Origin of the sequence: Hyphococcus sp. (assembly GCF_965267305.1) — a bacterium.
In the GTDB taxonomy this organism is placed as follows: Bacteria; Pseudomonadota; Alphaproteobacteria; order Caulobacterales; family Parvularculaceae; genus Hyphococcus.
This window is the reverse complement of sequence record NZ_OZ253945.1, coordinates 4,227,949-4,252,404: the sequence shown is the minus strand read 5'-3', so window position 1 is coordinate 4,252,404 and position 24,456 is coordinate 4,227,949. Positions and strand designations below refer to the sequence as shown.

The following is a 24,456-nucleotide window of genomic DNA, read 5'->3' as shown; positions in this document are numbered from 1 at the left end:
CTTCCCTTTCCGGGACGCCCGTAATATACTGAAAAACAAGGGATTTTATTCCCTTTGTGAATAGAGGCATTCCCGGAAAGAACGGCGGCGCATGACGGCTCAATACGATGCGATCATTATTGGCGGGGGCCATAACGGCCTGGTTTGCGGCTTTTATCTCGCAAAGGCCGGGCGGCGCGTTCTGATCCTCGAAAAGCGCGGCATTGTCGGCGGCGCGGCGGTGACGGAGGAGTTTCACCCCGGCTTTCGCAATTCGGTCGCCAGCTATTCGGTGAGCCTTCTCAATCCGAAGATCATTCGCGAGATGGAGCTTGAGCGCCACCGGCTGAAAGTCGTCATTCGCCCCGCCTCCTATTTTGCGCCTGCGCTCGATGGCGGACATCTGCTGCTCGGGCGCGACGACAAACAGAACATCGAAACCATTCGCAGGTTGTCGCCGAAGGATGCAGAGGCCTATCCCGCCTATCACGAGCGTCTTGATCGTCTCGTCGATCTCTTCCGCTCGACGCTGCTCGAAACGCCGCCCAATCTCGGCGGCGGCGTGCGTGACATGTTCTCCGCGGCGATGCTGGCGAAACGCGCGCACAAGCTCGGCATCGAAGGCCAGCGCGATCTGATCGATCTTTTCGGCAAGAGCGCCGGCGAAATTCTCGACAACTGGTTCGAACTCGATTGCATCAAGGGCATTCTCGGCTTCGACGCCATCACCGGCGCCTATTGCAGCCCTTACACACCGGGTTCGGCCTATGTCCTCTTGCATCACGTCTTCGGCGAGGTGAACGGCGTCCAGGGCGCATGGGGCCACGCCATCGGCGGCATGGGCGCGATCACGCAGGCCATGGCCGCGGCGGTCAGGGAAGCCGGCGCCGAGATCCGCACCGACGCGCCGGTGAAAGAAGTCATCCTCGAAAACGATCGCGCCGCGGGCGTCGTCCTCGAAGACGGAACGCCGGTCCGCGCGAAGGTCGTGGCATCGAATATTCATCCGCAATTGCTTTATGGCAAGCTCATCCCCGAAGACGCCCTCGACGAAGAATTCGCCGAGCGCATCCGCAACTGGCGCTCAGGCTCCGGCGTCTTCCGGATGAATGTGGCGCTTTCCGAACTGCCGAATTTTACGACGCTTCCCTCGAACGGCGTCGGCATCCATCACAAGGCGAGCATCATGATCGCGCCGAGCCTCGATTATCTCGACACGGCCTATACGGATGCGCGCCGCCATGGCTGGGCGAAAAAGCCGGTCATCGAGATGCACATTCCGTCGACCATCGACGACACGCTGGCGCCCGAGGGGCAACATGTCGCCAGCATGTTCTGCCAGCATTTCGCGCCGGAACTGCCCAACGGAAAAAGCTGGGACGATCATCGCGACGAAGTCGCCGATCTCATCATCGACACGATCAACGATTATGCGCCGAACTTCAAATCTTCGGTCATCGGGCGCATGGCGCTGTCTCCGCTCGACCTCGAGCGCAAGCTGTCTCTGGTCGGCGGCGATATCTTCCACGGACAGCTTGGCGTCGATCAGCTTTTCAGCGCCCGGCCGGTGCTCGGCTACGCCGATTATCGCGGACCGTTCAAAGGGCTTTACATGTGCGGCTCGTCCGCGCATCCGGGTGGCGGGGTCACCGGCCTCCCCGGCCATAACGCTGCGCGGGAAATTCTGCGCGATATCGGAAAGGGGCGCGGGCCACAGATGCGCGCGGCCGCGCTTTGAAGCGTCTTCTGCACAGACTGATTTTTCTGGCGCTGGTTCTCGCGCCCGGCGCCGCGCACGCCATCGATCTGACCCGCGTTCGCGTGACGCATCTCGACAACGGCCTGACGCTGCTCATTCTCGAAGAGCCCGCGTTTCCCGTCGTCAGCGTGCAGATGGCCTACAAGACCGGCGGGCGCGACGACCCGGAAGGGCGCATGGGGCTCGCGCATTTCTTCGAGCACATGGCCTTCCGCTCGTCGAAAAACTTTCCGGGCACATCGCTTGCCGGCGACATTTACGCCGTGGGCGGCGAATGGCACGGCTATACCTGGATCGATCACATCACCTTTTTCGCCACCGCACCGAAGGATGATCTCGATCTTCTATTGCGTATCGAAGCGGACCGGCTCGGGCGGCTGACGCTCGACCCCGATGACGTCGATGCCGAAACCGGCGCCGTGATCGCCGAGATGAACGGTTACGCCAACGACCCCTCGACCATTCTTTTCGACGCGACCATGGGCGCGGCGTTTCAGGTTCACCCCTATCGCAAGAACACCATCGGCTTTGAGGGCGATGTCGAAGCAATCACCCATGAGGACATTGTCGAGTTCTACGAAAAGCGAATCGGGCCCAAAACCGCTGTCCTCGCCGTGGCGGGCGACGTCGACGCCGACGCGGTCGAACAACAGGTCAAAAAGCTTTTCGGGAAAATCAAAAAGGACGCGCAACCGCAACTGCCGCCCCTGAGTGAACCGGATTATCAGGGCGAAAAGCGCATACGCCTTGAAGGCGCCGTCGATTGGAAACTCTTCCGCATCGCCTATCCCGCGCCCGCCGCCTCCCGCGAAGACTATCCCGCGTTCCTTGTGTTGCAGGCGCTGGCCGGCGCCTCGAGCGGCGTCTCGTTTCTCCAAAACGACTGGGGAACCCCTGTCAATGAAGGATCGGCGCTCTCCGGGATCACCGACGATTTGCGGACATGGTTCATTCCGACGGCGCAGCGTTATGTCTTTCTCATCGCCGGATCGGCAGACGCCAAGACTGACGAAGCGGAGATTGAAAGCGCTATACAGCGTGCGCTTGAGAGCCTTGCTGCATCACCGGCAGGTGCGGAGCGTTTAAATGCTGCAAAAGCTTCGGTGCAACGCGAACTTGTCTTCGATGTTGAAACCACAGAAGACGCAGCGCATCAGCTTGCCTTTTTCGAAGCCATCGGCGCCCTCGATCAATTGCTTTCTTTGAAAGAGAATATCGAAGCGGTGACCGCCGCGGATATTCAGCGCGTCGCGAAAACCTATCTCGACGCCGACCGCCGCGCCGTCGGCTGGTTCGTTCCCGACACCGATGGCGCGCCCGCGCCGATCGCCAGCGCGACAACGATTGCCGCCGCCCCGGCGCGCGCAGGCGAACCCGTCACCACCGACAAAGCGGACAGCCGCTTCGCCGACACTGAGGGCGACATTATCGTCATCCCTTCGTCTCTCTCGCCAACCGTTTCCCTGCGGGCCGTGTTGCCGGGGCTTTATGAGTGCAGCCTTTGCCTCGCCAACGATCCCGCGCCGGGAATAACGTCGCTGGCCGCAAAAGGTCTGCCGCCGGAGCTCGATGTGATGATGCGTGACATGCAAGCCGGTATCGCAAAGGCTGAGCCGCTATTGCAGGCCCCCTCGCAAAGCGCCGACCCCTATACAAGACTCGAAGAGATTTTCGCGGACCGCTTTCAGACCGCGCCGTCAGCGCAGCAAGCCCAGCCCGCCTTTATCGCCGTCGCCGGCCCAATCGATCCCGCGGATGCGTCGCCAGCCCTTGAACATCGTTTCGGCGCGCCAAACGACGCCATGCCGGAACTTTCGCTTTCGCCATCCCAAGGCGACCTGCAGATCCACATCCCGGAAGACAAGGCGCAAACCGCGCTCGGCTACATGGCTGCGGCTCCGGCGCTTGACGATGAACAAGCCCTCCCCTGGCGCCTAGCGCTTTACATGTTCGCCCACGGGTATGGCGGGCGGCTCGGCGAGGAAGCGATCTCCAAGCAAGGCCTCGCCTATTACATCAGCGCGGACTATCGCGGCGCCTCTAATCGTTTTGGGGGCGCAGGACTAATCACCCTCAATATCGGCGTCGATCCGGCAAAGCAGCAGGCCTTGCTTGAGACCCTGAAAGCCGAACTCGCGCGCTTCGTGTCACAGCCGCCTGACGAGGCCGAACTCGCCGAGGCCAAACGCCACCTCATCGGCCGCAAGATCAGCGCGGCCCAGAGCAATGAGGAAATCACCGCGGCGATCGCCCGCGACTGGGCGGGACCCGGCTTAACCACGATTGAGGCGTTTGCTGAAGCGGTAAACGCCGTCACCTTGGACGAGGTGCGCGGCGTTCTGCCCGCTTTCGCCGGGGGCGATTTCGTCGTCATCTCGGCAGGCGCCGAAACCCGTGATAGACTGCCATCCGAAACCCGTTCCAACGGAGAGTAATCCATGAGCGAAACAGCCAAACGCCATTCCAAACCGGTGCTGGTCGCAGACCAGGACGCGCAAAGCCTGCCGGCCTGGACCTATTACGATCGGGATTTCTTCGAACTGGAGCGGGAGAAGATTTTCCTCCCCGCATGGCATCTCGTGGGCCATGAAAACGACCTGAAGGAGACGGGCGATTACCTCACCTTCAAGATGTATAACGAGATCGCCTTTGTCGTGCGCGGCAAGGACGGCGTCCTGCGCGGCTTTCACAATGTCTGCCGCCACCGCGCGGCGCGCATGGTCGACGGCGATCACGGCAATTGCGGGCGTAGCCTCGTCTGCCCCTATCACGCCTGGACCTATCAGCTTGACGGGACGCTGACCGGCGTTCCCTATCTCGATCAGTATGAGAATTTCGACAAGGCCGACCATGGCCTGACGCCGGTCGAAGTGGATAGTTTCGCCGGTTTTGTTTTCCTGCGCTTCGTTCCGGGCGGGCAATCGCTGAGCGAGTATATGGCGCCGGTGGCGGAAGAATTTGAACTCTACAAGACAAAAGACATGAAGCCGCTGCGGCATGTGGGCAACCGCCTGCGCGAGGTGAACTGGAAAAACGCCACTGACAATTATGTGGACGCGCTGCACATCCCCATCGCCCATGACGGTCTGCACGGCCTTTTGGGCTCCAGCTACAAGCTGACCATCGACCGCGATGTGCACAAAATATTCAGTCAGGTGGAAACGAAGCAGATGGCGATGTGGTCGAACCGCGCTTATCGCCAGATCCTTCCGCATGTGGATCACCTGCCCGAAGACCGCCAGCATATGTGGACCTATTACAAGCTGTGGCCGAACCTGATGTTCGATTTTTATGCTGACCAGATCGACTTCATGCAGTTCATTCCGCTGACGCCAACCAGCTGCATCCTCCGCGAAAACGCCTATGCGCTTGATGACGACAGGCGCGAAATGAAGGCGGCGCGCTATCTCAACATCCGCATCAACCGCAATGTGAACCGAGAGGACAAGGACCTGATTGAGCGCGTGCAGGCGGGCATGGGGTCCATGACCTTTGCGCAAGGCCCGCTCGGCAAGTCTGAAATCTGCCTCAGGCATTTCGCAAAACAGATGCGCGAAGCGATCCCGGTGGCGAAGTCCCGGGAAAAACCCTCAGCGGACAAGATACGGGAAGCGTTTGACGCCTGACTTTAAACAGCGGCGCCTTCGGGCGCCGTTTTCTTTTCGCGGACCAGCGCAATGCCGAAAAACCCGTAAAGGATCGCCAGCGTCGGGTTCAGCAAATTCATGAACGCGTAAGGCAGATAGTCGAGCGTCGGCACGCCGAGCGCCCCCGCCATGAACACGCCGCAGGTCGTCCACGGAACGAGCGCCGACGTCATGGTGCCGGCGTCCTCGACCGTGCGCGAAAGATTGACGGGTTTCAGCCCGCGTTTTTGATATTCCTTCACATACATGCGGCCCGGGATGATGATCGCCATATATTGCGTCGCGGAGAAAATGTTCATGGCGATGGCGCTGAACACTGTTGCGGTCACCAACGAACCGACGCCGCGAATGCGTTTGAGCAAGGGCGCGGTCAGGCGCTCCAGCAATCCCGTCGCCTCCATGGAGGCGGCGAAACTCAAAGCCGCAATCACCATCCAGATGATGGTCATCATGCTCGCCATGCCGCCGCGGGTTAAAAGGCGGTCGAGTTCCGCAATGCCGAGGCTCGATTGAAAACCGGTCGAAAGCGCCTGCCACACGCCTTTCACCATGGCGGCGGCGTATGGGAGTTCGCTCGCGGGATCTGCGAAGACGCGCACGATCTCCGGCTGGCTGACGACTGCAACGAGCCCGCCCAGAAGCGCGCCCGCAGCGATGGTCGGATAAGGCGGAAATTTGCAAATCGCGAGACCGAAGACCGCGACAAGCGGCAGCATAGTGAGCGGCCCTAGATCGTAAGCGGCTTTCAGCGTGTCACGCGTTTGCGCGATTGTCTCGACCGGCGCGACCTCCCCACTCTGCGACAAGGAAAAGCCCGCGAAGATGATCGTTGCAATGATCAGCGACGGAATGGTCGTCGTCAGCATGTGCCGCACATGTTCGAAAAGGTTCACACCCACCACCGCCGCCGCAAGGTTCGTTGAATCGGACAGCGGCGAAAGCTTGTCGCCGAAATAGGAACCGCCAACGACAGCGCCCGCGGTGATCGCAGGCGACAGCCCCATGATCGTCGCGGCGCCCACAAGCGCGAGGCCGACCGTCCCCGCCGTCGTCCATGATGAACCGATGGAAACGGAAACGCAGGCGCAGATGATCGCCGCCGCCGGATAAAACCATTGCGGGCTGATGAGGCCGAGCCCGTAATAGATCATCGCCGGCGCGGTGCCCGACATCATCCACGTTCCGATGAGGGCGCCGACAGCAAGAAGAATGAGCGACGCCGGAATGGCGCGCGATACTGAATGCACCACCGCTTCTTCGAGCGCTGACCACTTCATGCCGTAGCAAAGACCGATGATGTTGGCGGCGCCGGCCGCAATCAGCAACACAATCTGCGCCGGCCCGCCGGCGGAGGCGTCGCCAAAAAGCCAGACGGCCATGCCCATGAGGCCGATGAGCACGAACGCCGGAATAAGCGCGATGGCGAATGGAACTTCTTTCGTCATGCGACGCTCCTCTTTCCGTGCGTCCTAGCGGCGCTTCTCGAACTCCCGGCGGGCTTTTTTGAGATTGGCGAGAACGGCGGCGCGCTCTTCATCCGTATTGTAGGAGCCCTCCTCCGCGACCCCAATCAACTTGTCGATCCAGGCGATGAAATGGTCGGCGGCATCACGCGAGCGAACCGGCTTGCCGCCCACCGTCACATAGATCGGCGACGTGGTCGCAAAGGGGTAATTGTCGAGCACATAAGGCGACGCGGTTTTCGAATAAGCCCGCAAGGTCACCCAGGCGCTCTCGTCAATCGTCACCTCGCCCTCAAACGAAGCGGACGCGCCTTCGCCGGAAACCGGAATGGACTGTGCGACTTCTCCATTGACGATGAGATCGAGGGAATCGACCGCCGCAATCGACGACAGGGCCGCCTTGAACGTCAGAGTCGCGCCGGCACTTCGTTTAAGTTCGGCACCCGGCCCGGCGCCGTCGAGTGTCAGCATGACCAGCGGCCCATTCGTGGCGATCGAGTTTCCGGCTTTCAGCCCTGCAAGCCAGGCCGCGACTTCTTGTTCCGGGGATTCGGAATCCGCCGCTTTCACCAGCGTGCGGTTCTGCCCCAGCGGCCCGCGCAGCGATGAATAATTCGTCATGGCGTCGGTGCCGCCGGCCGCTGGAATTTTGAGCCCCGTGTTCAGCAGCTTGTGCCAGACGCTTTCGGTGATCAGCGGATCGGCGAAGCCGACAATCTCCAGATAATCGAGCTTGCCAAGCACGGCGTTGACGGGAAGCGCATGAGACAGTTTGCGATCCGAAGTCGGTTCCGGCGCCGGCGGATCGAAGGGATGGACGTAGCCGACAAGCGCGCCTTGATCATGGGCGATATCGGCGACCGTGGGATTATCCGGGAAATAACTGTGCAGCGCGGTTTTCGGATAGGCGACATAATCGCCGAGCAGGTAATGGTCCTTCAGGCCGAGCAGCCCCATATGGCCCCAAAGGCTCGTATGATATTCCTGCGCATGCAGGATCGTCGCATCCGTTCCTTCCGGATTGAACGGCTCCGGCGTGAAATAGTCGATGTCGGGAATCCGCTGCTCTTTGTTGACGATCAGGTTGAAGACAAGGTCGAGGTCTTCCGCATCCGCCTGCTTCGCTAGTTTCTCCGGCGTCATGCGATAGATGCCGCCATAGTTCATGTGGACATGCACATCGCCGGAGCGCCAGCCGTCTAAGGCGTCCGCATTCGGCAAGAATTCCGGTGTAACGGTTTCAACGCTGGTTTTTCCCTTGGCGACAGCAACGGATGCTTCAACCACTTCATGGCGAAAGCCGCGCCAGACTGTAATCTTCGCTACGCCCACAGGCGCAATGACGAACGCTTCGCCGTCTGTGTGGAAATACGTTGTCTCGGCGGGCGCTTTTGCGCGGTCGTAGTAATCATCGGCATGGATCATAGCGCCGTCGGGCGCGTAATACCGGCCGTCCGCGCCGATAATTGAAATGCGCGCTGGCGTCGCGTCGCCGTTTTCATCCTCTATGCGCAATTGCAGCGACCCCATCCCTTCAGCGTAACGTTTGTCTTCGATAGTCAGTTTTTCTCTGGCGCCGCCGGTCATGTCCTGAATGACGATCTCGCCGGTTCCGCTTTCATTGGAGACATAGGCAATGCGCTTGCCGTCAGGGGACCAGCGCGCCGCGTCGATGTCGAACTCGCCATAAGAAAACGCCAGCGGATAGCCGCCGGGCTCCGCATAGGTGATCCAGAGCTGGTGCCACTGACGTCTTTCGAAGGACGAATAGGCGATGCGTTTTCCGTCCGGCGACCAGTCGGGCCGCGCCCGCCAGGCGGTTTCTTCATTGATCAGCATTTCGGCAGGCGCCGACAGGTCGACAGGCTGGCGGTAAAGCGCGCCTGTGCCGTAGCCGATTTCCGGATTTGCGATGAAGGTCAGAGATTTTCCGTCAGGCGACCATGAAGGGCTCAATTCGTGATCGATCTGCGAATAATAATAGCGCGGCGTGTCGCTTGTGCGCTCTTCCAGCCAGCGCTTGCTGTTCCAGGCGCCGCTTTCTGCTGACGCAATGGCGATATGGAAATGGCCAGTTTCGTCCGTCGTGACATAGGCGATGCGCTTGCCGTCCGGCGACCAGCGCGGGTCGAGATTGACGGCGCCGTTGTCCGTCACCTTCGTTTCGCGGCCGGAGCGCAAATCGCGAATGACGATTTCGTAGGCATCATTAAGATAGCGCGTGAAAACGACGCGGCGCCCGTCCGCCGAGACATCCGGCTGGTAATCGTAGCCGCCCCCGGTTGTGAGCTGGTGCGCGGTCTCGTCCCCGATGCGCTGGCGCCAGAGACGTCCTTGCATGGAATAAACGAGGCTTTTCCCGTCCGCCGTCCAGTCGAGGGATGACGGCCCGCTGGTCAGATGCGGGACATACATCTCGCGCCAGTAATAATTATGGGGAACCTCGACCTGTTTCATCACCGGCTCGCGGCCTTCTGCGCCCGCGGGACCCGTGGCGAAAAGTACAAGCGCAATCGCGGAGGTGAGTATGCGGATCATGAAGAGCTCTCCTTCTTCGGATCGTCATTGGCGGCGACGGGAAGGCGCGGCTTCCAGGCGAAATTCTCCGCGAGGCCGTCGAAAGGTTCGCCCTCAAGGAAAAAGATGCGGTCTTCTTTTGCTTCGCGAAAACCGATGCGCTTGTAGAACCGCGCCGCTGCGGCATTCGACCGGTCTGCGGCGAGCCTGAGATAAACCGCGCCGTCATTGCGCGCGCGCTTCAGCACCGCATTGATGAGGCGGCGCCCGACGCCGGCGCCCTGCTGGTCGGGCGTCACATAGATGTCCTGAATGTAAACGCCGCGCCGGCCGCGCCAGGTGGAGAACTCGCTGAAATAAACGGCAAGCCCGACGGGCGCGCCTTTGAACTCGGCAATCAACGCACGAAAATCCGGATGCGGACCGAACCCATGCGCCCGGACTTCCTCTTCCGACAATACCTCGATGTCCGGGCGGCCAGTCTCGCGCGCCAGCGCCGCGATCATGTCGCGAATCGCAGCGGCGTCTTCGGGTTCCGCCTCCCGGATGAGGATGTCTTTCGCCATATTTCAGAAGTTGACCTTGTTCCGGCCCTTCAAGGCAAGAAGGGATCGCGTTTCTTCGGGACTTGCCGTTTCGAGCCCCAGATCCTCGACGATCCGGCGGATTTTCGCCACCTGCTGGGCGTTCGATTCGGCGAGAACGCCCGGCGCAATGGTGAGATTGTCCTCCAATCCCACACGCACATTGCCGCCCATTATGGCGCCCATGGCCGCCATCGCCATCTGTTTCCCGCCGGCGGCGAGAACGGAGAAATGATACTCGCAAGGAATGACGCGGTCGGCACAATTCTTCATGGCGACGAGATTTTCGGGGCTTGCTCCCGCGCCGCCAAGCACGCCCAGCACAAACTGTATATAGAGCGGCGCCTTGATCAATCCACGCTTCACATAATAGCCCAGCGTTTCGATCTGACCGAGATCGTAGCACTCGAACTCGAACTTAGCGCCGCGCTGTTCACCGAGGTCTTCGAGAATCGTCTCAATATCCTCAAACGTATTCTTGAACACCGTCCGCCGTGTGGCGTCGAGAAGCTCCGGCTCCCAATTATGTTTCCATGCGGAATATTTATCGAGCATGGGAAAGGTGCCGAAATTCATCGAGCCCATATTGAGCGAGCACATTTCGGGCGCCATCTCCCGCGCCGGCGCAAGGCGCGCATCGAGGGGCATCACCGAGCTGCCGCCGGTCGAAATATTGACGATAGCGTCGGTTTCTTTTGCGATCTTTTCGAGGAAAGGCCGGAAATGGCCCGGCTCCGCGCTGGGCCTGCCCGTCTCCGGATCGCGGGCGTGAAGGTGAATGATCGCCGCCCCCGCCCGCGCCGCCTCGATGGAGGCCTCGGCGATCTCGTCCGCCGTCACGGGGAGCGCGCTACTCATGGTCGGGGTATGAATAGATCCTGTCACCGCACAGGTGATAATGACCTTTCGGGCCGAATTTCCGCGATTTTGTTCTGGCAAAGCGCCGTTTGATGAATTTTTCATATTGCCTGATCGCACCCTTTTCAGGCATTCTGTCAATCAATGGAGAGCTTTTCAATTATAGTATAAGGGAATGAAGTTATGACGCCGGGGCACGATCCCGCCTTTACGCGCGACGAGGAAGACCTCGCCTGGCGGCTTGACTGGAACCTCCTGCGCTCCTTCATGGTCATCATGGATGTGGGCAGCATCACCGAGGCGGCGCGGCGCCTCGATTTGAAACAGCCCACTGTTTCCAATGCGCTGCGGCGCCTTGAGGAAACGCTCGGCCGGCGCCTCATCGATCGCGGGCCGCGCAGTTTCGAACCGACAGCGCACGGTCAGGCGCTTTACGAACAAGTGACGCAGATGTTCGGCTCCATCGAACGTCTCACCGCCATTCTCGAAGAAGAGATGGACGATGTCTCGGGCACCGTTTCCATCGCCATGGCGACCCATGTGACGACGCCGCTTGTGGATGAAACGCTGACCCAGTTCCAGCAGCGCTATCCCAACACGACGATTTCCATCACGGTGAACTCAAGCCGCAACATCGTCGACATGATTCGCGCCAAGCGCTGCGGCATCGGGGTGTGTCTTGTTCGCGAACAGGACCCGGCGCTCGATTATCATCATCTGTTCCGGGAATATTTCGGTTTCTTCTGCGGTCCCCCGCATCGGCTGTTTGGACGCTCCGATCTGACCGTCGAGGATCTGCGCGGCGAGCGCAGCGTCTCTTTCGACACAGACCGTATCGAAGACGTCTTGCGGCCCGTCGCCATGCTGCGCGAAGGAGCGGCCTTCGCCTGGCCGCCCGCCGGCGTTTCCAACAATCTCGAGGAAGTGCGGCGCATGACCATTGCGGGGCTCGGCGTGGCGGCCCTGCCCGTTCACGTCGTGGAGCGCGATGTGCGCGACGGACTTTTATGGCGGCTGCCGCCTTATGACGGCGCGCCGGAGATCGACATTTTTGCAATCACCAATCCCGAAACCCATCTCAATCGCGCCGAGCAGGAGTTCGTCAACATGCTGATGGAGCGCATCGAGGCGACGCCGCTTTCCGAACGCGTCTACGGCGCAGGCGGTCCGGTCGCGCCGAAACAATCGGCCCACGCCTGAGATCAAAAGAGCTCTTATGCCGTCTGCAGCGGAAAGCGTATTCAAGTGGTCGCCGGACTCGCCGTCGCATCTGTTCTATCAGACCGGCGGCCGGCGTCCTTTCATCGCCCGCGCCAAGGGCGTTTACATCTGGGACGATCAGGGACGGCGTTTCCTCGACGGCTCGTCGGGCGCCATGGTCTCCAATATAGGCCACGGAAACGAGCAGGTGCTCGAAGCCATGCGTGCGCAGATGAATGCGACGACATTCGGCTACCGCCTGCATTTCGAAAATGAACCGGCCGAGCGGCTCGCTTCGGTGTTGTCGAAACTGTCGCCGACAGGGCTCGACCGCGTGTTCTTCGCGTCCGGCGGATCGGAGGCGGTTGAAAGCTGCATCAAGCTGGCGCGGCAATATGCGATAGCGAAAGGGGAAACGAAACGCACGCAGGTGATTTCGCGCTTCCCTTCCTATCACGGCTCCACCTTCGGCGCGCTGTCGGTCACCGGCTACGGGCCGCTCAACGATCCGTTCGCGCCGATGATCCGCGAAATGCCGAAAATTCCGGCGCCCAGAGCCTATCTCGACCGCGACAATTTAAGCGACGATGCGCGAGGCCATCGCTACGCCAATATGCTGCGCGACAAGATCGAAGAGCTAGGGCCGGAAAACGTCCTCGCCTTCATCATGGAACCCATCGGGGGCGCCTCGACCGGCGCGCTGGTGGCGCCGGACCGCTATTACCAGCGCATCCGCGACATCTGCGACGAATACGGCGTCTTGCTTATCTATGACGAGGTGATGACCGGCGTCGGGCGAACGGGAACCTTCCTCGCCGCCGAACACTGGGGCCAATCGCCGGACATCATCGCGCTCTCCAAAGGTTTAGGCGCCGGTTACGTGCCATTGGGCGCGATGATCGCCCGGCGCGATATTGTCGACGCCGTCGTCGCGGGCGGCGGTTTCATGCATGGCTACACCTATGCGGGCAATCCCCTCGCCTGCGCCGCCGGGCTCGCGGTCATCAGGGAAATCTTCGATACGGATCTGATGGCGAACACGACGCGCATCGGCGCGCTTCTGAAGTCGCGCCTCGAAGGACTGATGGCGGAGTTTCCTTTTATCGGCGACGTACGCGGCAAGGGCCTTCTTCTCGCCTTCGAACTTGTCGGCGATCGCGAGACCATGGCGCCGCTTGCAAAAGAATTGAACGCCTTCGCCAAGCTCGTTGAATACGCCTATGAGGAACAGCTCATCATCTATTCGCGGCGCACGCGGGGCGGCTATGAAGGTGATCACTTCCTCGTCTGTCCGCCCATGGTCGCAAATGAAGATCATGTCGATGAGATCATCGAAAAACTGACCAAGGCGCTGCGCCGTCTCGCCGCCGAGCTGAAACTTCCCGTCAATGGATAGATCATGAAAGCCGTTCTGGCCGAAGAAGAGCAGAAGCGTCATTATCCGCCCTCTTATCTGGTGAACGGCGTCATGCAGCCCAACCCGGAACGGCCCGAACGCATCGCCATGCTGCTTCAGGGCGCAAAGGACGCCGGTTGCGAGATCGTGCGGCCCAAAAATTACGGCGCAGAACCCATCCTCGCCGCGCAGACGCAGCGTTACTTGACCTTCCTTGAGCGCGCGCATGAACGCTGGTCGCGCATCAAGGGCGCGTCGGAGGCAGTGACGCCGAACATTCATCCGATCTGTCGCCGCGGTTATCCGGACTCCGTCGTCGCGCAGGCCGGCTGGCACATGATCGACGCCTCGGCCCCGGTCTCCGCCGACACATGGGAGAGCGCGCAATGGAGCGCCTGGACCGCCGCCCATGCTGCAGAGCTTGTGTTGTCAGGCGAGAACGCCGCCTACGCCCTCTGCCGCCCGCCGGGCCATCACGCTGGCGCCGAAACAGCGGGCGGGTTCTGTTATCTCAGCAACTCCGCCATCGCCGCCTGCGCGTTGCGTAAGGCGCATGATCGCGTCGCCATCATCGATGTTGACCTCCATCATGGCAACGGCACACAGGATATTTTCTATGAGCGCGGCGACGTGCTGACGGTTTCGATCCACGCCGATCCGGTGCGGTTTTACCCGTTCTTCTGGGGCTATGCCGACGAGGCCGGCGACGGCGCGGGCGCAGGATGCAATCTCAACGTGCCACTGCCGCGCGGGAGCGATGACGCGGCCTTCATGGAAGCCTTGTCGGCGGCGCTCAAAAAAGTTCAGTCATTCAAACCCGACGCCCTCGTCATCGCGCTCGGCCTCGACGCCTATGAAGGCGACCCCATCGCCGGTCTCGCGGTCACCACCGGCGGTTTTGCCCGCATTGGCGAGGCCATTGGCGCCGCGCTGAAGCTACCCACCGTCATCGTTCAGGAAGGCGGCTATCCCTGCGATGAACTCAAAAGCAATCTTTCCTCATTTCTCGGCGGATATGAGAGCCGCCGCTAATCCAAGAGGGGGCTTAATGCGCCTGATCCATCTCGCAGCTTGTCTGTGCATCGTCACGCCAGCGATGGCGCAGGAAAAATCGCCGCTTAGCGTCGAGGACATTCACAACATCGCGGATGTGGCCGAACCGGTTTTTTCTCCCGACGGAAACCACATCGCCTATTCGCTCTCGACCCATAATCTGAAAATCGACGCCACGGTCAGCGATCTCTGGCGTGTGTCATGGGAAGGCGATGAGAAACAACTCACCGACACGCCGGAAATCAGCGAATGGGCGCCCGCCTATGGCGGCGACATCATCGCTTATCTCAGTGACGGAACCGAGAACGAAGAAACGCAAATTTTCGTCATGCCCGCCAATGGCGGCAAGGCCCGGCAAGCGACCAACATCAAGGGCGGCGTTTCGGAATTCGCACTCTCCCCTGATGGAAAAACAATCATCGCTGCGGCGGAGGTCGGGCCTTCCGTCGGCGCCGACCCGGAAAAACCGCAACCCATCGTTATTACCCGGTTCAAATTCAAGGATGACGGGCGCGGCTATATTGACGACCGGCGCATTCACCTTTTTCGCGTCGACGTCGTCACTGGCGAAACCGAACAGATCACCGAAGGCGACCGGGACTATTATTCGCCGACTTTCTCGCCCGACGGTTCTGCGATCGCTTATGTCGCGAAAGATCGCGGCCGTGAGGACCGTCACGCAGATTACGACGTCTTTATCATGGCGTCGGTGAAAGGCGCGAATCCGCGCAAGGTTTCCAATTATGACGGCGCCGACGGCGACCCTTCGACCTGGTCACGACCGCAATGGTCGCCGGACGGCGCGAAACTTCTCTGGCTGCAGATGGGCGCCGACAAATGGATTTATTACACACCCTTCGAGCTTACCGTCGCGGATCTCGAAACGGGAGACGTCAAACCGCTGGCGCGCATCGACCGCTGGTTCTATTCGCCGCATTGGGGTGAGGATTCGAAGACCGTTTACGCGCTCATCGAACAGGACCGCGACACCTGGGCCGCGAAGATCGATGTCGAGAGCGAAGAGATAACCTACCTTACGGAAGGCCCGCGTTACGCCTTCGATCTTGCCGTCGCACCGAATGGACGCGTCGCGGTTCTCGACGGCGATGCGAGCGAGCCTTACCAGCTCGCCGCCATCGACCAGGGCCGCCGCGCGCTGACAACGCATAATGACTGGCTGAAAGAGCGCCGTCTCGCCGAGACGCGCGACGTTTCCTTCAAAAGCGGCAAGCACGAAATTCACGGCATTCTGATGCTGCCGCTTGGGTTTGAGGAAGGGAAGCAATATCCCCTTATCGCCCGGCTTCATGGCGGCCCGGTTTACCAGTTCAGCCATGAGTTCATGTTCGACTGGCAAGTCTACGCAGCGAATGGCTACGCAGTGCTTGCGGTCAATCCGCGCGGCTCGTCGGGACGCGGTTTCGACTTCGCCAAAGCCATCTATGCCGACTGGGGCAATGTCGATGCGAAAGACATTTCCGCCGGGCTCGATCATGTCATCGAAATGGGCGTCGCCGACCCGAACCGCATCGGCGTCGGCGGCTGGAGCTATGGCGGCATCCTCACCAATTACATGATCGCCAGCGACAAACGCATCAAGGCCGCGATCAGCGGCGCCGGCATGTCGAACTTTCTCGCCGGCTATGGCGCCGACCAATATATGTTCGAATATGAAATGGAGCTTGGCCTGCCCTGGCGCGACAGGAAGGCGTTCGAGCGGGTGAGTTATCCGTTCTTCGAGGCGGACAAGATTACGGCGGCGACGCTGTTCCAATGCGCAAGCGCCGACGAAAATGTTCCGTGCATCGGCTCGGAGCAGATGTATCTGGCGCTGCGCTCGCTCGAACGCGACACGGAGCTTGTCATTTATCCCGGCGAAGATCATGGGCTCACCCGGCCGAGTTTCCTGGCCGACCGTATGCAGCGAAATCTCGACTGGTACGGCGAATATTTGAAAGCGGAATAGCTACTCCGCCAGGCGCCCATATTGTTTGAGAACAGCGCGCAAGGCTTCGTGGTCGATGGCCTTGGCGTAATGTCCCTCATTGCCCGTCATGTCGCGCGCCGCGACCATGGCGTTGACAACAGCTTCCTCTGTCGCGTTCGCCGTCGCCAAAAACAACGGATCAAGCGCGCCATTGTCAAGTCTCGAGAGGCGCCAGAGAGCGCCGTCGCCCTTATCCATCTCTGCGGTAGAAAAGGCGATGAAAATATCGCCGGAACCGTTGCCGGCATAACTGCCCATACGCCCCAGTCCTAATGCAGCGCGCTTGGCGATGCGTTTCAATTGCTGCGGCAACAATGGGGCGTCTGTCGCAATCACGATAATGATGGAGCCCGATTCAGCGGCGGTCGGATCGTCTTCCGAGAAAATACGGTCATTGCGCAGGTGCTGGCCGACCGGAACGCCCGCGATGCGCAAAGGATCGCGCATCCCGTAATTCGCCTGCACCAGCACGCCAATCGTATAGCCGCCGGCGCGGCGCGATGAAGTGCCGATGCCGCATTTGAATTCGTGACAGATCATGCCTGTGCCGCCGCCCACATTGCCCTCGGCTACCGGGCCCGCCTTCGCTTTATCCAGCGCTGCGGCCACATGTTTTTCTTTTACATGAAAGCCGTTGATGTCATTGAGATCGCCGTCCCAGGTTTCTGCAACCACGGGCAGCGACCACCAATAGCCGCTCGCGTCGGGGCCTGCCTGCTTGATGCGCCATTTGATGACGCCTTCATGAACGGCGCCGACGCTGTGGGTGTTGGTGATCATCACCGGCCCTTCAAGAAAGCCGGACTCTTCGATCCAGTGCGCCCCAGTCATCTCGCCATTGCCGTTGAGTGAGAAAACCCCTGCGAAGACGTCCTTGTCCAGCGTCTTTTCACCGCGCGGCAGGATCGCCGTGACGCCCGTGCGGACCGCGTGACCGCCGCGCAGATCCTTGATGATGGTTTTGTGACCCACCGTCACGCCCTCGACATCAGTGATCGCGTTGAGCGGACCCGGCGTTCCGTCGAAAGGCACGCCAAGATCGCGCGCCCGCGGCGCGGTTTGGGCGGCGGCGAAAGAAAGCTGCGCCAGCGCGGCGGCAAGAATGACGAGTTTTTTCATAAGGCCTCTATTCACAATGGATTTCGCGGCCGCCCTTGATGACGCCCTTGACGTCCGAAAGGATGGAAATGTCTTCAAGCGGATCGCCCTCGACCGCGATCATGTCTGCGTAGCGTCCCGCCGAGATCGCGCCCGTGTCTTTTTCCCAGTCGAGCAGCTCCGCCGAATGCAACGTCGCAGACTGGATCGCCTGCATGGGGCTCATGCCGTAACGCACCATGTAAGGCATCTGTTTCGCATTATCCCCATGCGGATAAACGCCGCTGTCGGTGCCATAGGCGATCTTGACGCCCATCTGCACGGCTTTGCGGAACACCTCGCGCTGCGTGTCGGTGGTGTCGCGGTTTTTTTGCATGGTTTCTTCTGGCCAGTGTTCGCGCGCGCCGACTTCGTTGATGTAATCGCCATTATAAATATCTGCGACAAGGAACACGCCGCGAGATTTCATCATCCGTAGCGCCTCGTCATCCAAGAGCGAGCCATGTTCGATGGAAGCGGCGCCGGCGCGCACCGCCATCTTCGCACCTTCGGCGCCGTGAGCATGAGCCGTCACGTTCTTCCCGTATTTTTTCGCCTCATCGACGATCGCCCGCATTTCCGCTTCGGAAAGCTCCGGCAATCCCGGATCGGTGCCGACGGTGAGAACGGCGCCGGTGGCGATCATTTTCAAAAGGTCCACACGGTGCTGCAGGAACTCACGCGCTTTCTGCCGCGCGTCTTCCGGCCCGCGCACAATCCCTCGCATCATGTCCTCCGGCGCCTTCGCGTCATAAGCGAGACCAGTGATGGCGCCGCCGCCGCCGGGGATGGTGAAATAACCGCCGGCGACCGCCATGCGCGGCCCTTCGACCCAGCCCTTGTTGATCGCATCGCGCAACGCAACATCGGTGAAGGCGCGCCACGATCCCACATCGCGCACCGTCGTAAAGCCGGCGCACAGTGTTGTCTTCGCATTGCCTGCGCCTGCGAGAACGTCTTCTGCGCCGGTCGTCAGCAGGGGATCGATAATACCGCCCTGAATGTCGCCGACGAGATGAGAGTGCATATCGGCAAGCCCCGGCAATACGGTGTAGCCGGACCAGTCGATCACCTTGGCGCCCGAAGGCGGCGCGTCATAGGGCGCAACCGAAACGACGCGGCCTTCCTCCACGCGAATCAACTGATCCGTGAGAACGGTCCCCTTTTCTACGTCAATGAGACGGCCTGCGCGGATGAAGGCGTTTTCCTCTGCTCCGGCAGCCATAGATGATGAGAATGCGGCGATAGCGGCCAGCGTGGCGAAACCGGTCCGGCGGATGTCAAAAAGCGTCAAACGAAAGCCCTCCCTTTGCGCGGCGAATTCACGCTATAGTCTCACAATCCTACGCCGTTGACGCGCCGCCGGGCAAGCGGACGGCGCCTTGCAGAAAAGGACTTTCCATGCGTTCCTTATCCCTCTCCGCTCTTTCGCTTTTCGTCAGCGCCCTTCCTTTCGCCGCCGCAGCGCAGGATGCGCCGCTGACGCCGCCGGAACTCACCGCAAAAACGATAGACCTTCTCGGCAAGACGATTGCGATCGAATCCGTCGAAGGCAAAGGCAAGGTGCCGGCCGTCGCGGAGCTGATCTCCGCAGAATTGCAAAAAGGCGGTTTCGCGAAAGACGACATCGTCATTGAGCGTCATGGTGAAACGGCGACGCTGGTGGCGACCTACAAAGGGACCGGCGAAAAAGGCCCGATCCTTCTCTCGGCGCATATGGATGTAGTCGGCGCCAATCCCGAAGACTGGACGCGCGATCCGTTCACGATGGTGGAGGAAGACGGATTTTTGTTCGGGCGCGGCGTCACCGACAACAAGTTCGGCATGGTGATGATGGTCCAAACCTTGATCAGGTTGAAACAGGAGGGCTTCACGCCGAACCGCGATCTTGTGCTTGCGCTCTCGGGCGATGAAGAGACCACGATGGCGACGACGATGATCCTCGCGGATGCTCTTGAGGGCGCGGACATCGTCCTCAACAGCGACGGGGGCGGCGGCGGCCTTGGCGAAGACGGCGAACCCGTCGCCTATTATCTGCAAGGTGCTGAGAAAACCTACGCCGACTACACTGTCACCTTCACCAATGCAGGCGGCCATTCGAGCCTGCCGCGCAAGGACAATGCGATCTACGATCTCGCCAAGGCGGCGCTCAACATTTCCAATTACGAATTCCCGGTGATGTGGAGCGACATCACGCTCGAAAGCTTCCGTCAGGCGGCGGCGCAGACCGAAGGCGAACTCGGCAAGGCCATGGCCGATTTCGCCGCCAACCCGAAGGACAAAAAGGCGATCAAAATTCTCTCGGAACGTCCGGAATATGTGGGCCAGTTGCGCACCACCTGCGTCGCGACGCAGCTCGATGGCGGACACGCGCCCAACGCCTTGCCGCAGCGCGCGGAGATGAACGTCAACTGCCGCATCTTCCCCGGCGTCGATCCCGCGGAGGTTGAGGCGAAGCTTGTCGAGCTTATCGACAATCCGGACGCGACCGTCGAACTCGCCGACGAGGTGCATTATTCCGACGCCTCGCCCTTGCGCGACGATGTGGTGGCTGCGGTGAGAAAGGCCGTCGACAAGCGCTATCCGGGCCTTCCCATCGTGCCGGAAATGTCCGCGGGCGCTTCCGACAGTCTTCACTTCCGCGCGCATGGGATCGACAGCTACGGCGTTTCCGGCATTTTCATGAAGCCTTCGGACATGTACGCCCACGGCCTTAATGAGCGCGTGCCGGTGGCTGCGGTCGATGGCGCGCTTGATCACTGGCATACGCTGCTGACGGCGCTCGCCAGCGGCGAATGATCACTCGCCGCTCCGGCTATTTTGCCAGCGGGTGAAAAGATAAACCGGCAGCCCGGCGAAGAGCAGCGCGACGCCCCAGGCGACGGCTTCTCCGCCGGCGCCATAGATGGTCCAGATGGCGTAAAGCGCCGCCGCAACCCCGGCGCTCAGCAGGAGAAATGACGATTTCAACCGCCCGTCGAACTGGAGCTTCAAGGCGGAGAGCGCGCTGGCGAAGAACATGAACAACGACGCCGTCGTCGACAATAAGACGACGAAGGTGAACGCCTCCGTCATGGACTTCGAATAATTGAGCATGACGATGGTGGTGAGCAGCAGGCTCGAGACCACATGCGCCCTCACCGGCAGGCCGCGCGCCGATTCTTTCGCAAGCCAGCGCGGAAAGACGCCGCCCTTCGCCATGGCGTAAGGGAGCTCGCCCTGAATCATGATCCAGCCATTGAGCGCGCCGAACCCGCTGATGGCGGCGAAAAGCGCGATCAGTTGACCGCCGCCGGTATTGAGATAGGTGCTGACGAAATCGGCGAAGGGCGCGTTCGACGCCGCCACTTCGTCAGCAGGCAGAAGAAGAATGACCGCCGAACAGGAAAAGAGATAGACGATCCCAGCGAGGATCATGCCGGTCATGGTGGCGCGGGGAATGGTTTTCGACGGGTTCTCCACATGCTCGGCCGGCACGGTCGCGGACTCAAGGCCGAGCAGCGCCCAGAGCGTTAAGGTCGCCGCCGCCGTGATGCTCGCGATTTTCAGATCGGCGAAACCCTCGAACGCTGGAAGAGACGCAGGCGTGTCGCCGCCGCCGGACAACACGAACCCAGCCAGCAGGATGACGGCGATCAAAGGCATGACTTTCAAGACTGTCGTCACCAGCTGCACAGATCCGGCGATAAAGGCGCCGCGGCAATTGATGGCGGTCAGAACCCAGATCGCGCCGCAGGTAATGACGGCGTGTAGCCCAGTCGTCTCTGCGATCTCGGGAAAGAACACACTGAGATAACTGACGGCGCCGGTCGCCACCGCGGCGTTGCCGACCCAGATGGAAATCCAGTAGCTCCACGCCACCATGAAAGCCGGCGCCTGACCGAACGCTTCACTCGCATAAGCATAAGGACCGCCCGCCTTTGGAAATGCCCGCGCCATGGCTGCGAAGACCGCCGCGAGACAGATCCCCCCGGCGATGGTCATGATCCAGCCCACGACCGCGCTCCAGCCGAAGGGCGCCAGCGCGGCGGGAAGAAGAAAAACCCCGGAGCCGATCATATTGCCGACAACGAGCGCCGTCGCCATCCAGAAACCGAGGGGCTTGTCGCGCTTGGCGGGCTTTCCTGAATCAGTCAACGGCGGTTCCTCATTCTCTTATGTGTCGCAACTGTGAGACTGCGCCGACGCAGCCCAATCGCCAAACAAAAAAGCCGGCGTGAGCTTTCACGCCGGCTTTTATTTTCGTTTTATCCTATCCGCCTCAGAAGTCTTTTCCGAAGCGAACGCCAATGGTGCGCGGCTGGTTGACGCCGTATTGCACGCGCGATCCACAGACGCCGCAGGCGACAAAGTTGATGATATTCGCGCGTTCGTCGAAAGCATTGTTGATGAAAGCGACGAGCTCCCAATCTTCCTGACGAATGCCGGCGCTGAAGTCAGCGATCACATAACCCGACTGAGGACCAAGTGTTGCGATATCTGCATCGGTCAGGCCCGCCGCGGATTCGGTCTGACCGCTCACAGACCCTTGCAGATGCGCCTGGAATTGACCGAGATCGAATTCATAGCGCGCCGTGAGCGTTCCTTTGAAGTCTGGCACGACCGGCAGGCGACGGCCTTCGGGCGCCTGCGGCGGAGTCGTTTCATCGACATCCGGCGTCGATGGATCGTCCACCGCCTGCGGGCAGACGAGCGCAGGACCGCCCGTATTGATATCGAAATAGCCGCAATAATCGGCGGCGAGTTTTGCATCGATCACGGAAACGGCGCCGTTGATGGTGAAACCGTCAACAGGCACCAGGGTGATGTCGGTTTCAAACCCTTTGATTTTCGCCTGCGCGGCGTTCTGAATTTCCGTCAGACCGTTCTGGCCAAGCAGCGGGAACTGAAAGTCGTTCCACTTCTGGTCGAACACAGCCGCGTTCAGAATCACGCGGTTATCCGCCCAAGCTGTCTTGAAGCCAAGCTCAAGATTGCGCAGATCGTCAGCAAGATACGGCGGGAGCGTGCCGCGACGGTTCACGCCGCCGGGCCGGAAGCCGGTGGAGTATGTGAAATAGACCATCTTGTCGTCGTCGATGTCGTAGGTGAGCCCGAGTTTGTGGGTCTCTCCCGTATCTTTCACCGTGCGGTCGAGGTTCGTGCAGGGCGAATCCGGCACGATAGGAGGACCGAAACACGCAGCCTCGCCGGTTCGGCTTGAGAAGTTGGCGCTGTACCCAAAGAAACCTTGTAAGGAGTTCTTAAACCGGTAGCCGCGGACGCCGCCGATAAAGGTCAGGCTGTCAGTGATGTCGAATTCGACTTCAGTGAAGATTGCGAGGTCGCGATCGACCCGCTTCTGCTCCGTCAGCCAGATCGTGTCCGGATGGTCGGTTACTTCAAATAGCGACGTCAGGTTTTCCACCACATACTGCTGATGGATGAAGTGGCGCTGATGGTTCTGGAAAAATCCGACGACGGCGCGAACGCGCTTGTCCTGCGGGGTCGAGAACCGCAGTTCGTTCGAATACTTCATGAAGCTGTCGTCGCCCTGATAGGTCTGGGACGGATCGACGAGATTGTACATGTCGTCGTAGAAGTAAGCGCCGTAGCCATAGAGCACGTCGTAAAAATACGCGTAATCCGTGTAGTCATTGAACGAGTCAATCTGGCGCTTGAGATAGGCGCCGGCATAGGTCACGTCGAAGCTGCCGACTTTGCCTTCAACGGTTAGCGCCGCCTGGAAGAAACGGTCTTCGTTGAGCTCGTCATAAAAACGCCCAACATTCAGATCGCCGAGCTGCGGGTCAAAAGAATTACGCGCATCGAAATTCGACTTCTGGCCAAGGAGCGTCGGCGTAATGGTCCAGTTTTCATCAAGATCGATTTTGAGCGCCACCCGGGCGCCGAAGGTCTCGCCGTCGTTGAAATCATCTTCTACAAGCGCGGCGTTCGTCTTGGTGATCCCCGACGATGGGAAGGTGCGGCTGTCAAGCACGTTGTCAATGAAGCCGGCGTCCTTCTTATACCAACCGACGATGCGCAGCGCTGCGTTGTCGCTGACGGGCTGGTTCCAGTAGCCTTCAAACTGATAGCCAACTTCGCCGTCTGAGACGGTGTTGACCTCAACATCCACGCCGCCTTCGGTCTCGCCGATCTTGGGCTTATTAGTGATAATTCTGAGCGTGCCGGACTGAGAGCTCGCGCCGAACAGCGTGCCTTGCGGCCCAGCAAGAGCCTCGACCCGTTCGATGTCGTAGATGTGCAGCGGTAGGAATCCGAGAATGGTCGTCACCGGCTGTTCGTCGAGATAGACGCCGACGGACGGCAGCGAAGCCGAATGGTTGCCGTCGCCGCCGGAAACGACGCCGCGCATATAGACCGTTGTTAGGTTCGGCGCAGTGGACTGAAAAGAAACCGAGGGAAGATACTTCGCGTAATCTTCAAAGGAGGAGACTTCGAGTTCTTCAAGTCTCTCTGTGCCAATTGCGATGATGGAAATCGGCACGTCCTGAATGTTCTGCTCACGCTTCTGCGCCGTCACGACGATCGTATCGCGGTCGCTTTGCGCCATCGCGGCGCCCGTCACGCCGGTCCACATGGAAGACGCCAGCAGCGCCGTTTTCATCATCGGGCGGGAGCCCAGGAGGTTCAGCCTCAAGGTCGCTTTGTTCATCTTGTCACCACTTAATATGAGCGATCCAAAGGATCGCAGCCCTGTCCCTGCGGCGCCCCCAGGCCCCGGCCGCAAGAATCCTCATATGTGACGGTATGATGAACCGGCGTCTCGCCGCAATCGGCCTGCGGCAAGCCGAGCCATAAACATGGCGAGTGTTGCCAATCCGCGCCTATGGATTGGATGAATATAGCTATTTCATCAGTCTGGTGAATGTT

16 protein-coding genes are annotated in these 24,456 nt (G+C 60.3%); 8 read left to right on the top strand and 8 right to left on the bottom strand.

Annotation, left to right across the window (positions count from 1 at the left end; translation table 11 throughout):
- Positions 1–91 precede the first annotated feature (91 nt).
- Genes ACQY5P_RS20555 through ACQY5P_RS20545 form a run of 3 tightly spaced genes read left to right on the top strand, consistent with a single transcriptional unit; the run spans position 92 to position 5,364 of the window.
- Complete coding sequence (locus tag ACQY5P_RS20555) at positions 92–1,717, top strand: phytoene desaturase family protein (RefSeq protein ID WP_428408747.1); 1,626 nt, start codon at positions 92–94, stop codon at positions 1,715–1,717.
- Positions 1,714–4,173 carry a M16 family metallopeptidase gene (locus tag ACQY5P_RS20550; RefSeq protein ID WP_428408746.1) on the top strand — a complete coding sequence of 820 codons (2,460 nt, stop codon included), beginning with the start codon at positions 1,714–1,716 and terminating at the stop codon, positions 4,171–4,173. Before ACQY5P_RS20555 ends, ACQY5P_RS20550 begins: the two co-directional genes overlap by 4 nt.
- A gap of 3 nt (positions 4,174–4,176) precedes the next feature.
- Positions 4,177–5,364, top strand: a complete 1,188-nt coding sequence (locus ACQY5P_RS20545; protein WP_428408745.1) for an aromatic ring-hydroxylating oxygenase subunit alpha — start codon at positions 4,177–4,179, stop codon at positions 5,362–5,364.
- Positions 5,365–5,366: 2 nt separating this feature from the next.
- On the opposite strand, the gene nhaC is transcribed toward ACQY5P_RS20545, so the two are convergent.
- The 4 genes from nhaC to ACQY5P_RS20525 are packed head-to-tail and all read right to left on the bottom strand — an operon-like array spanning position 5,367 to position 10,912.
- Positions 5,367–6,830 carry a Na+/H+ antiporter NhaC gene (nhaC, locus tag ACQY5P_RS20540; protein WP_428408744.1) on the bottom strand — a complete coding sequence of 488 codons (1,464 nt, stop codon included), beginning with the start codon at positions 6,828–6,830 and terminating at the stop codon, positions 5,367–5,369.
- A 24-nt stretch (positions 6,831–6,854) separates the two neighbouring features.
- The gene (locus ACQY5P_RS20535) at positions 6,855–9,386 is read right to left on the bottom strand and encodes a CehA/McbA family metallohydrolase (protein ID WP_428408743.1); all 2,532 of its coding nucleotides are present in this window, start codon (positions 9,384–9,386) and stop codon (positions 6,855–6,857) included.
- Positions 9,383–9,931: an N-acetyltransferase family protein gene (locus ACQY5P_RS20530; protein ID WP_428408742.1), complete on the bottom strand. Its 549-nt coding sequence runs from the start codon at positions 9,929–9,931 to the stop codon at positions 9,383–9,385. The genes ACQY5P_RS20535 and ACQY5P_RS20530 overlap by 4 nt, the downstream gene beginning before the upstream one ends.
- Before the next feature lie 3 nt (positions 9,932–9,934).
- Positions 9,935–10,912 (bottom strand): 3-keto-5-aminohexanoate cleavage protein, encoded by a 978-nt coding sequence (locus ACQY5P_RS20525; RefSeq protein ID WP_428408741.1) that lies wholly within the window; start codon positions 10,910–10,912, stop codon positions 9,935–9,937.
- A gap of 78 nt (positions 10,913–10,990) precedes the next feature.
- On the opposite strand from ACQY5P_RS20525, the gene ACQY5P_RS20520 reads away from it, so the two are divergent.
- From ACQY5P_RS20520 to ACQY5P_RS20505, 4 genes are read left to right on the top strand one after another with little or no spacing between them, the layout of a single operon-like run.
- Entirely contained in the window at positions 10,991–12,007 is a 1,017-nt protein-coding gene (locus ACQY5P_RS20520) for a LysR family transcriptional regulator (RefSeq protein WP_428408740.1), read from the top strand.
- Between the two features lie 16 nt (positions 12,008–12,023).
- Complete coding sequence (locus ACQY5P_RS20515) at positions 12,024–13,403, top strand: aspartate aminotransferase family protein (RefSeq protein WP_428408739.1); 1,380 nt, start codon at positions 12,024–12,026, stop codon at positions 13,401–13,403.
- Positions 13,404–13,406: 3 nt separating this feature from the next.
- Entirely contained in the window at positions 13,407–14,435 is a 1,029-nt protein-coding gene (locus ACQY5P_RS20510) for a histone deacetylase family protein (protein ID WP_428408738.1), read from the top strand.
- Positions 14,436–14,451: 16 nt separating this feature from the next.
- Positions 14,452–16,422 carry an alpha/beta fold hydrolase gene (locus ACQY5P_RS20505; RefSeq protein WP_428408737.1) on the top strand — a complete coding sequence of 657 codons (1,971 nt, stop codon included), beginning with the start codon at positions 14,452–14,454 and terminating at the stop codon, positions 16,420–16,422.
- Here the strand turns inward: ACQY5P_RS20505 and ACQY5P_RS20500 are convergent, their stop codons facing one another.
- Positions 16,423–17,562 carry a P1 family peptidase gene (locus ACQY5P_RS20500; protein WP_428408736.1) on the bottom strand — a complete coding sequence of 380 codons (1,140 nt, stop codon included), beginning with the start codon at positions 17,560–17,562 and terminating at the stop codon, positions 16,423–16,425. It lies immediately after the preceding gene.
- 7 nt (positions 17,563–17,569) lie between these two features.
- Entirely contained in the window at positions 17,570–18,805 is a 1,236-nt protein-coding gene (locus ACQY5P_RS20495) for an amidohydrolase family protein (protein ID WP_428410700.1), read from the bottom strand.
- Positions 18,806–18,981: 176 nt separating this feature from the next.
- Here ACQY5P_RS20495 and ACQY5P_RS20490 point away from each other — a divergent pair, with 176 nt between their 5' ends.
- Positions 18,982–20,379 carry a M20/M25/M40 family metallo-hydrolase gene (locus tag ACQY5P_RS20490; protein WP_428408735.1) on the top strand — a complete coding sequence of 466 codons (1,398 nt, stop codon included), beginning with the start codon at positions 18,982–18,984 and terminating at the stop codon, positions 20,377–20,379.
- Here ACQY5P_RS20490 and ACQY5P_RS20485 read toward each other — a convergent pair whose 3' ends face one another.
- Together ACQY5P_RS20485 and ACQY5P_RS20480 are read right to left on the bottom strand one after the other, a co-directional pair.
- Positions 20,380–21,717, bottom strand: a complete 1,338-nt coding sequence (locus ACQY5P_RS20485) for an amino acid permease (RefSeq protein WP_428408734.1) — start codon at positions 21,715–21,717, stop codon at positions 20,380–20,382. It abuts the gene before it with no gap.
- Between the two features lie 124 nt (positions 21,718–21,841).
- Positions 21,842–24,238 (bottom strand): TonB-dependent receptor, encoded by a 2,397-nt coding sequence (locus ACQY5P_RS20480; RefSeq protein WP_428408733.1) that lies wholly within the window; start codon positions 24,236–24,238, stop codon positions 21,842–21,844.
- Between the last annotated feature and the right edge of the window lie 218 nt (positions 24,239–24,456).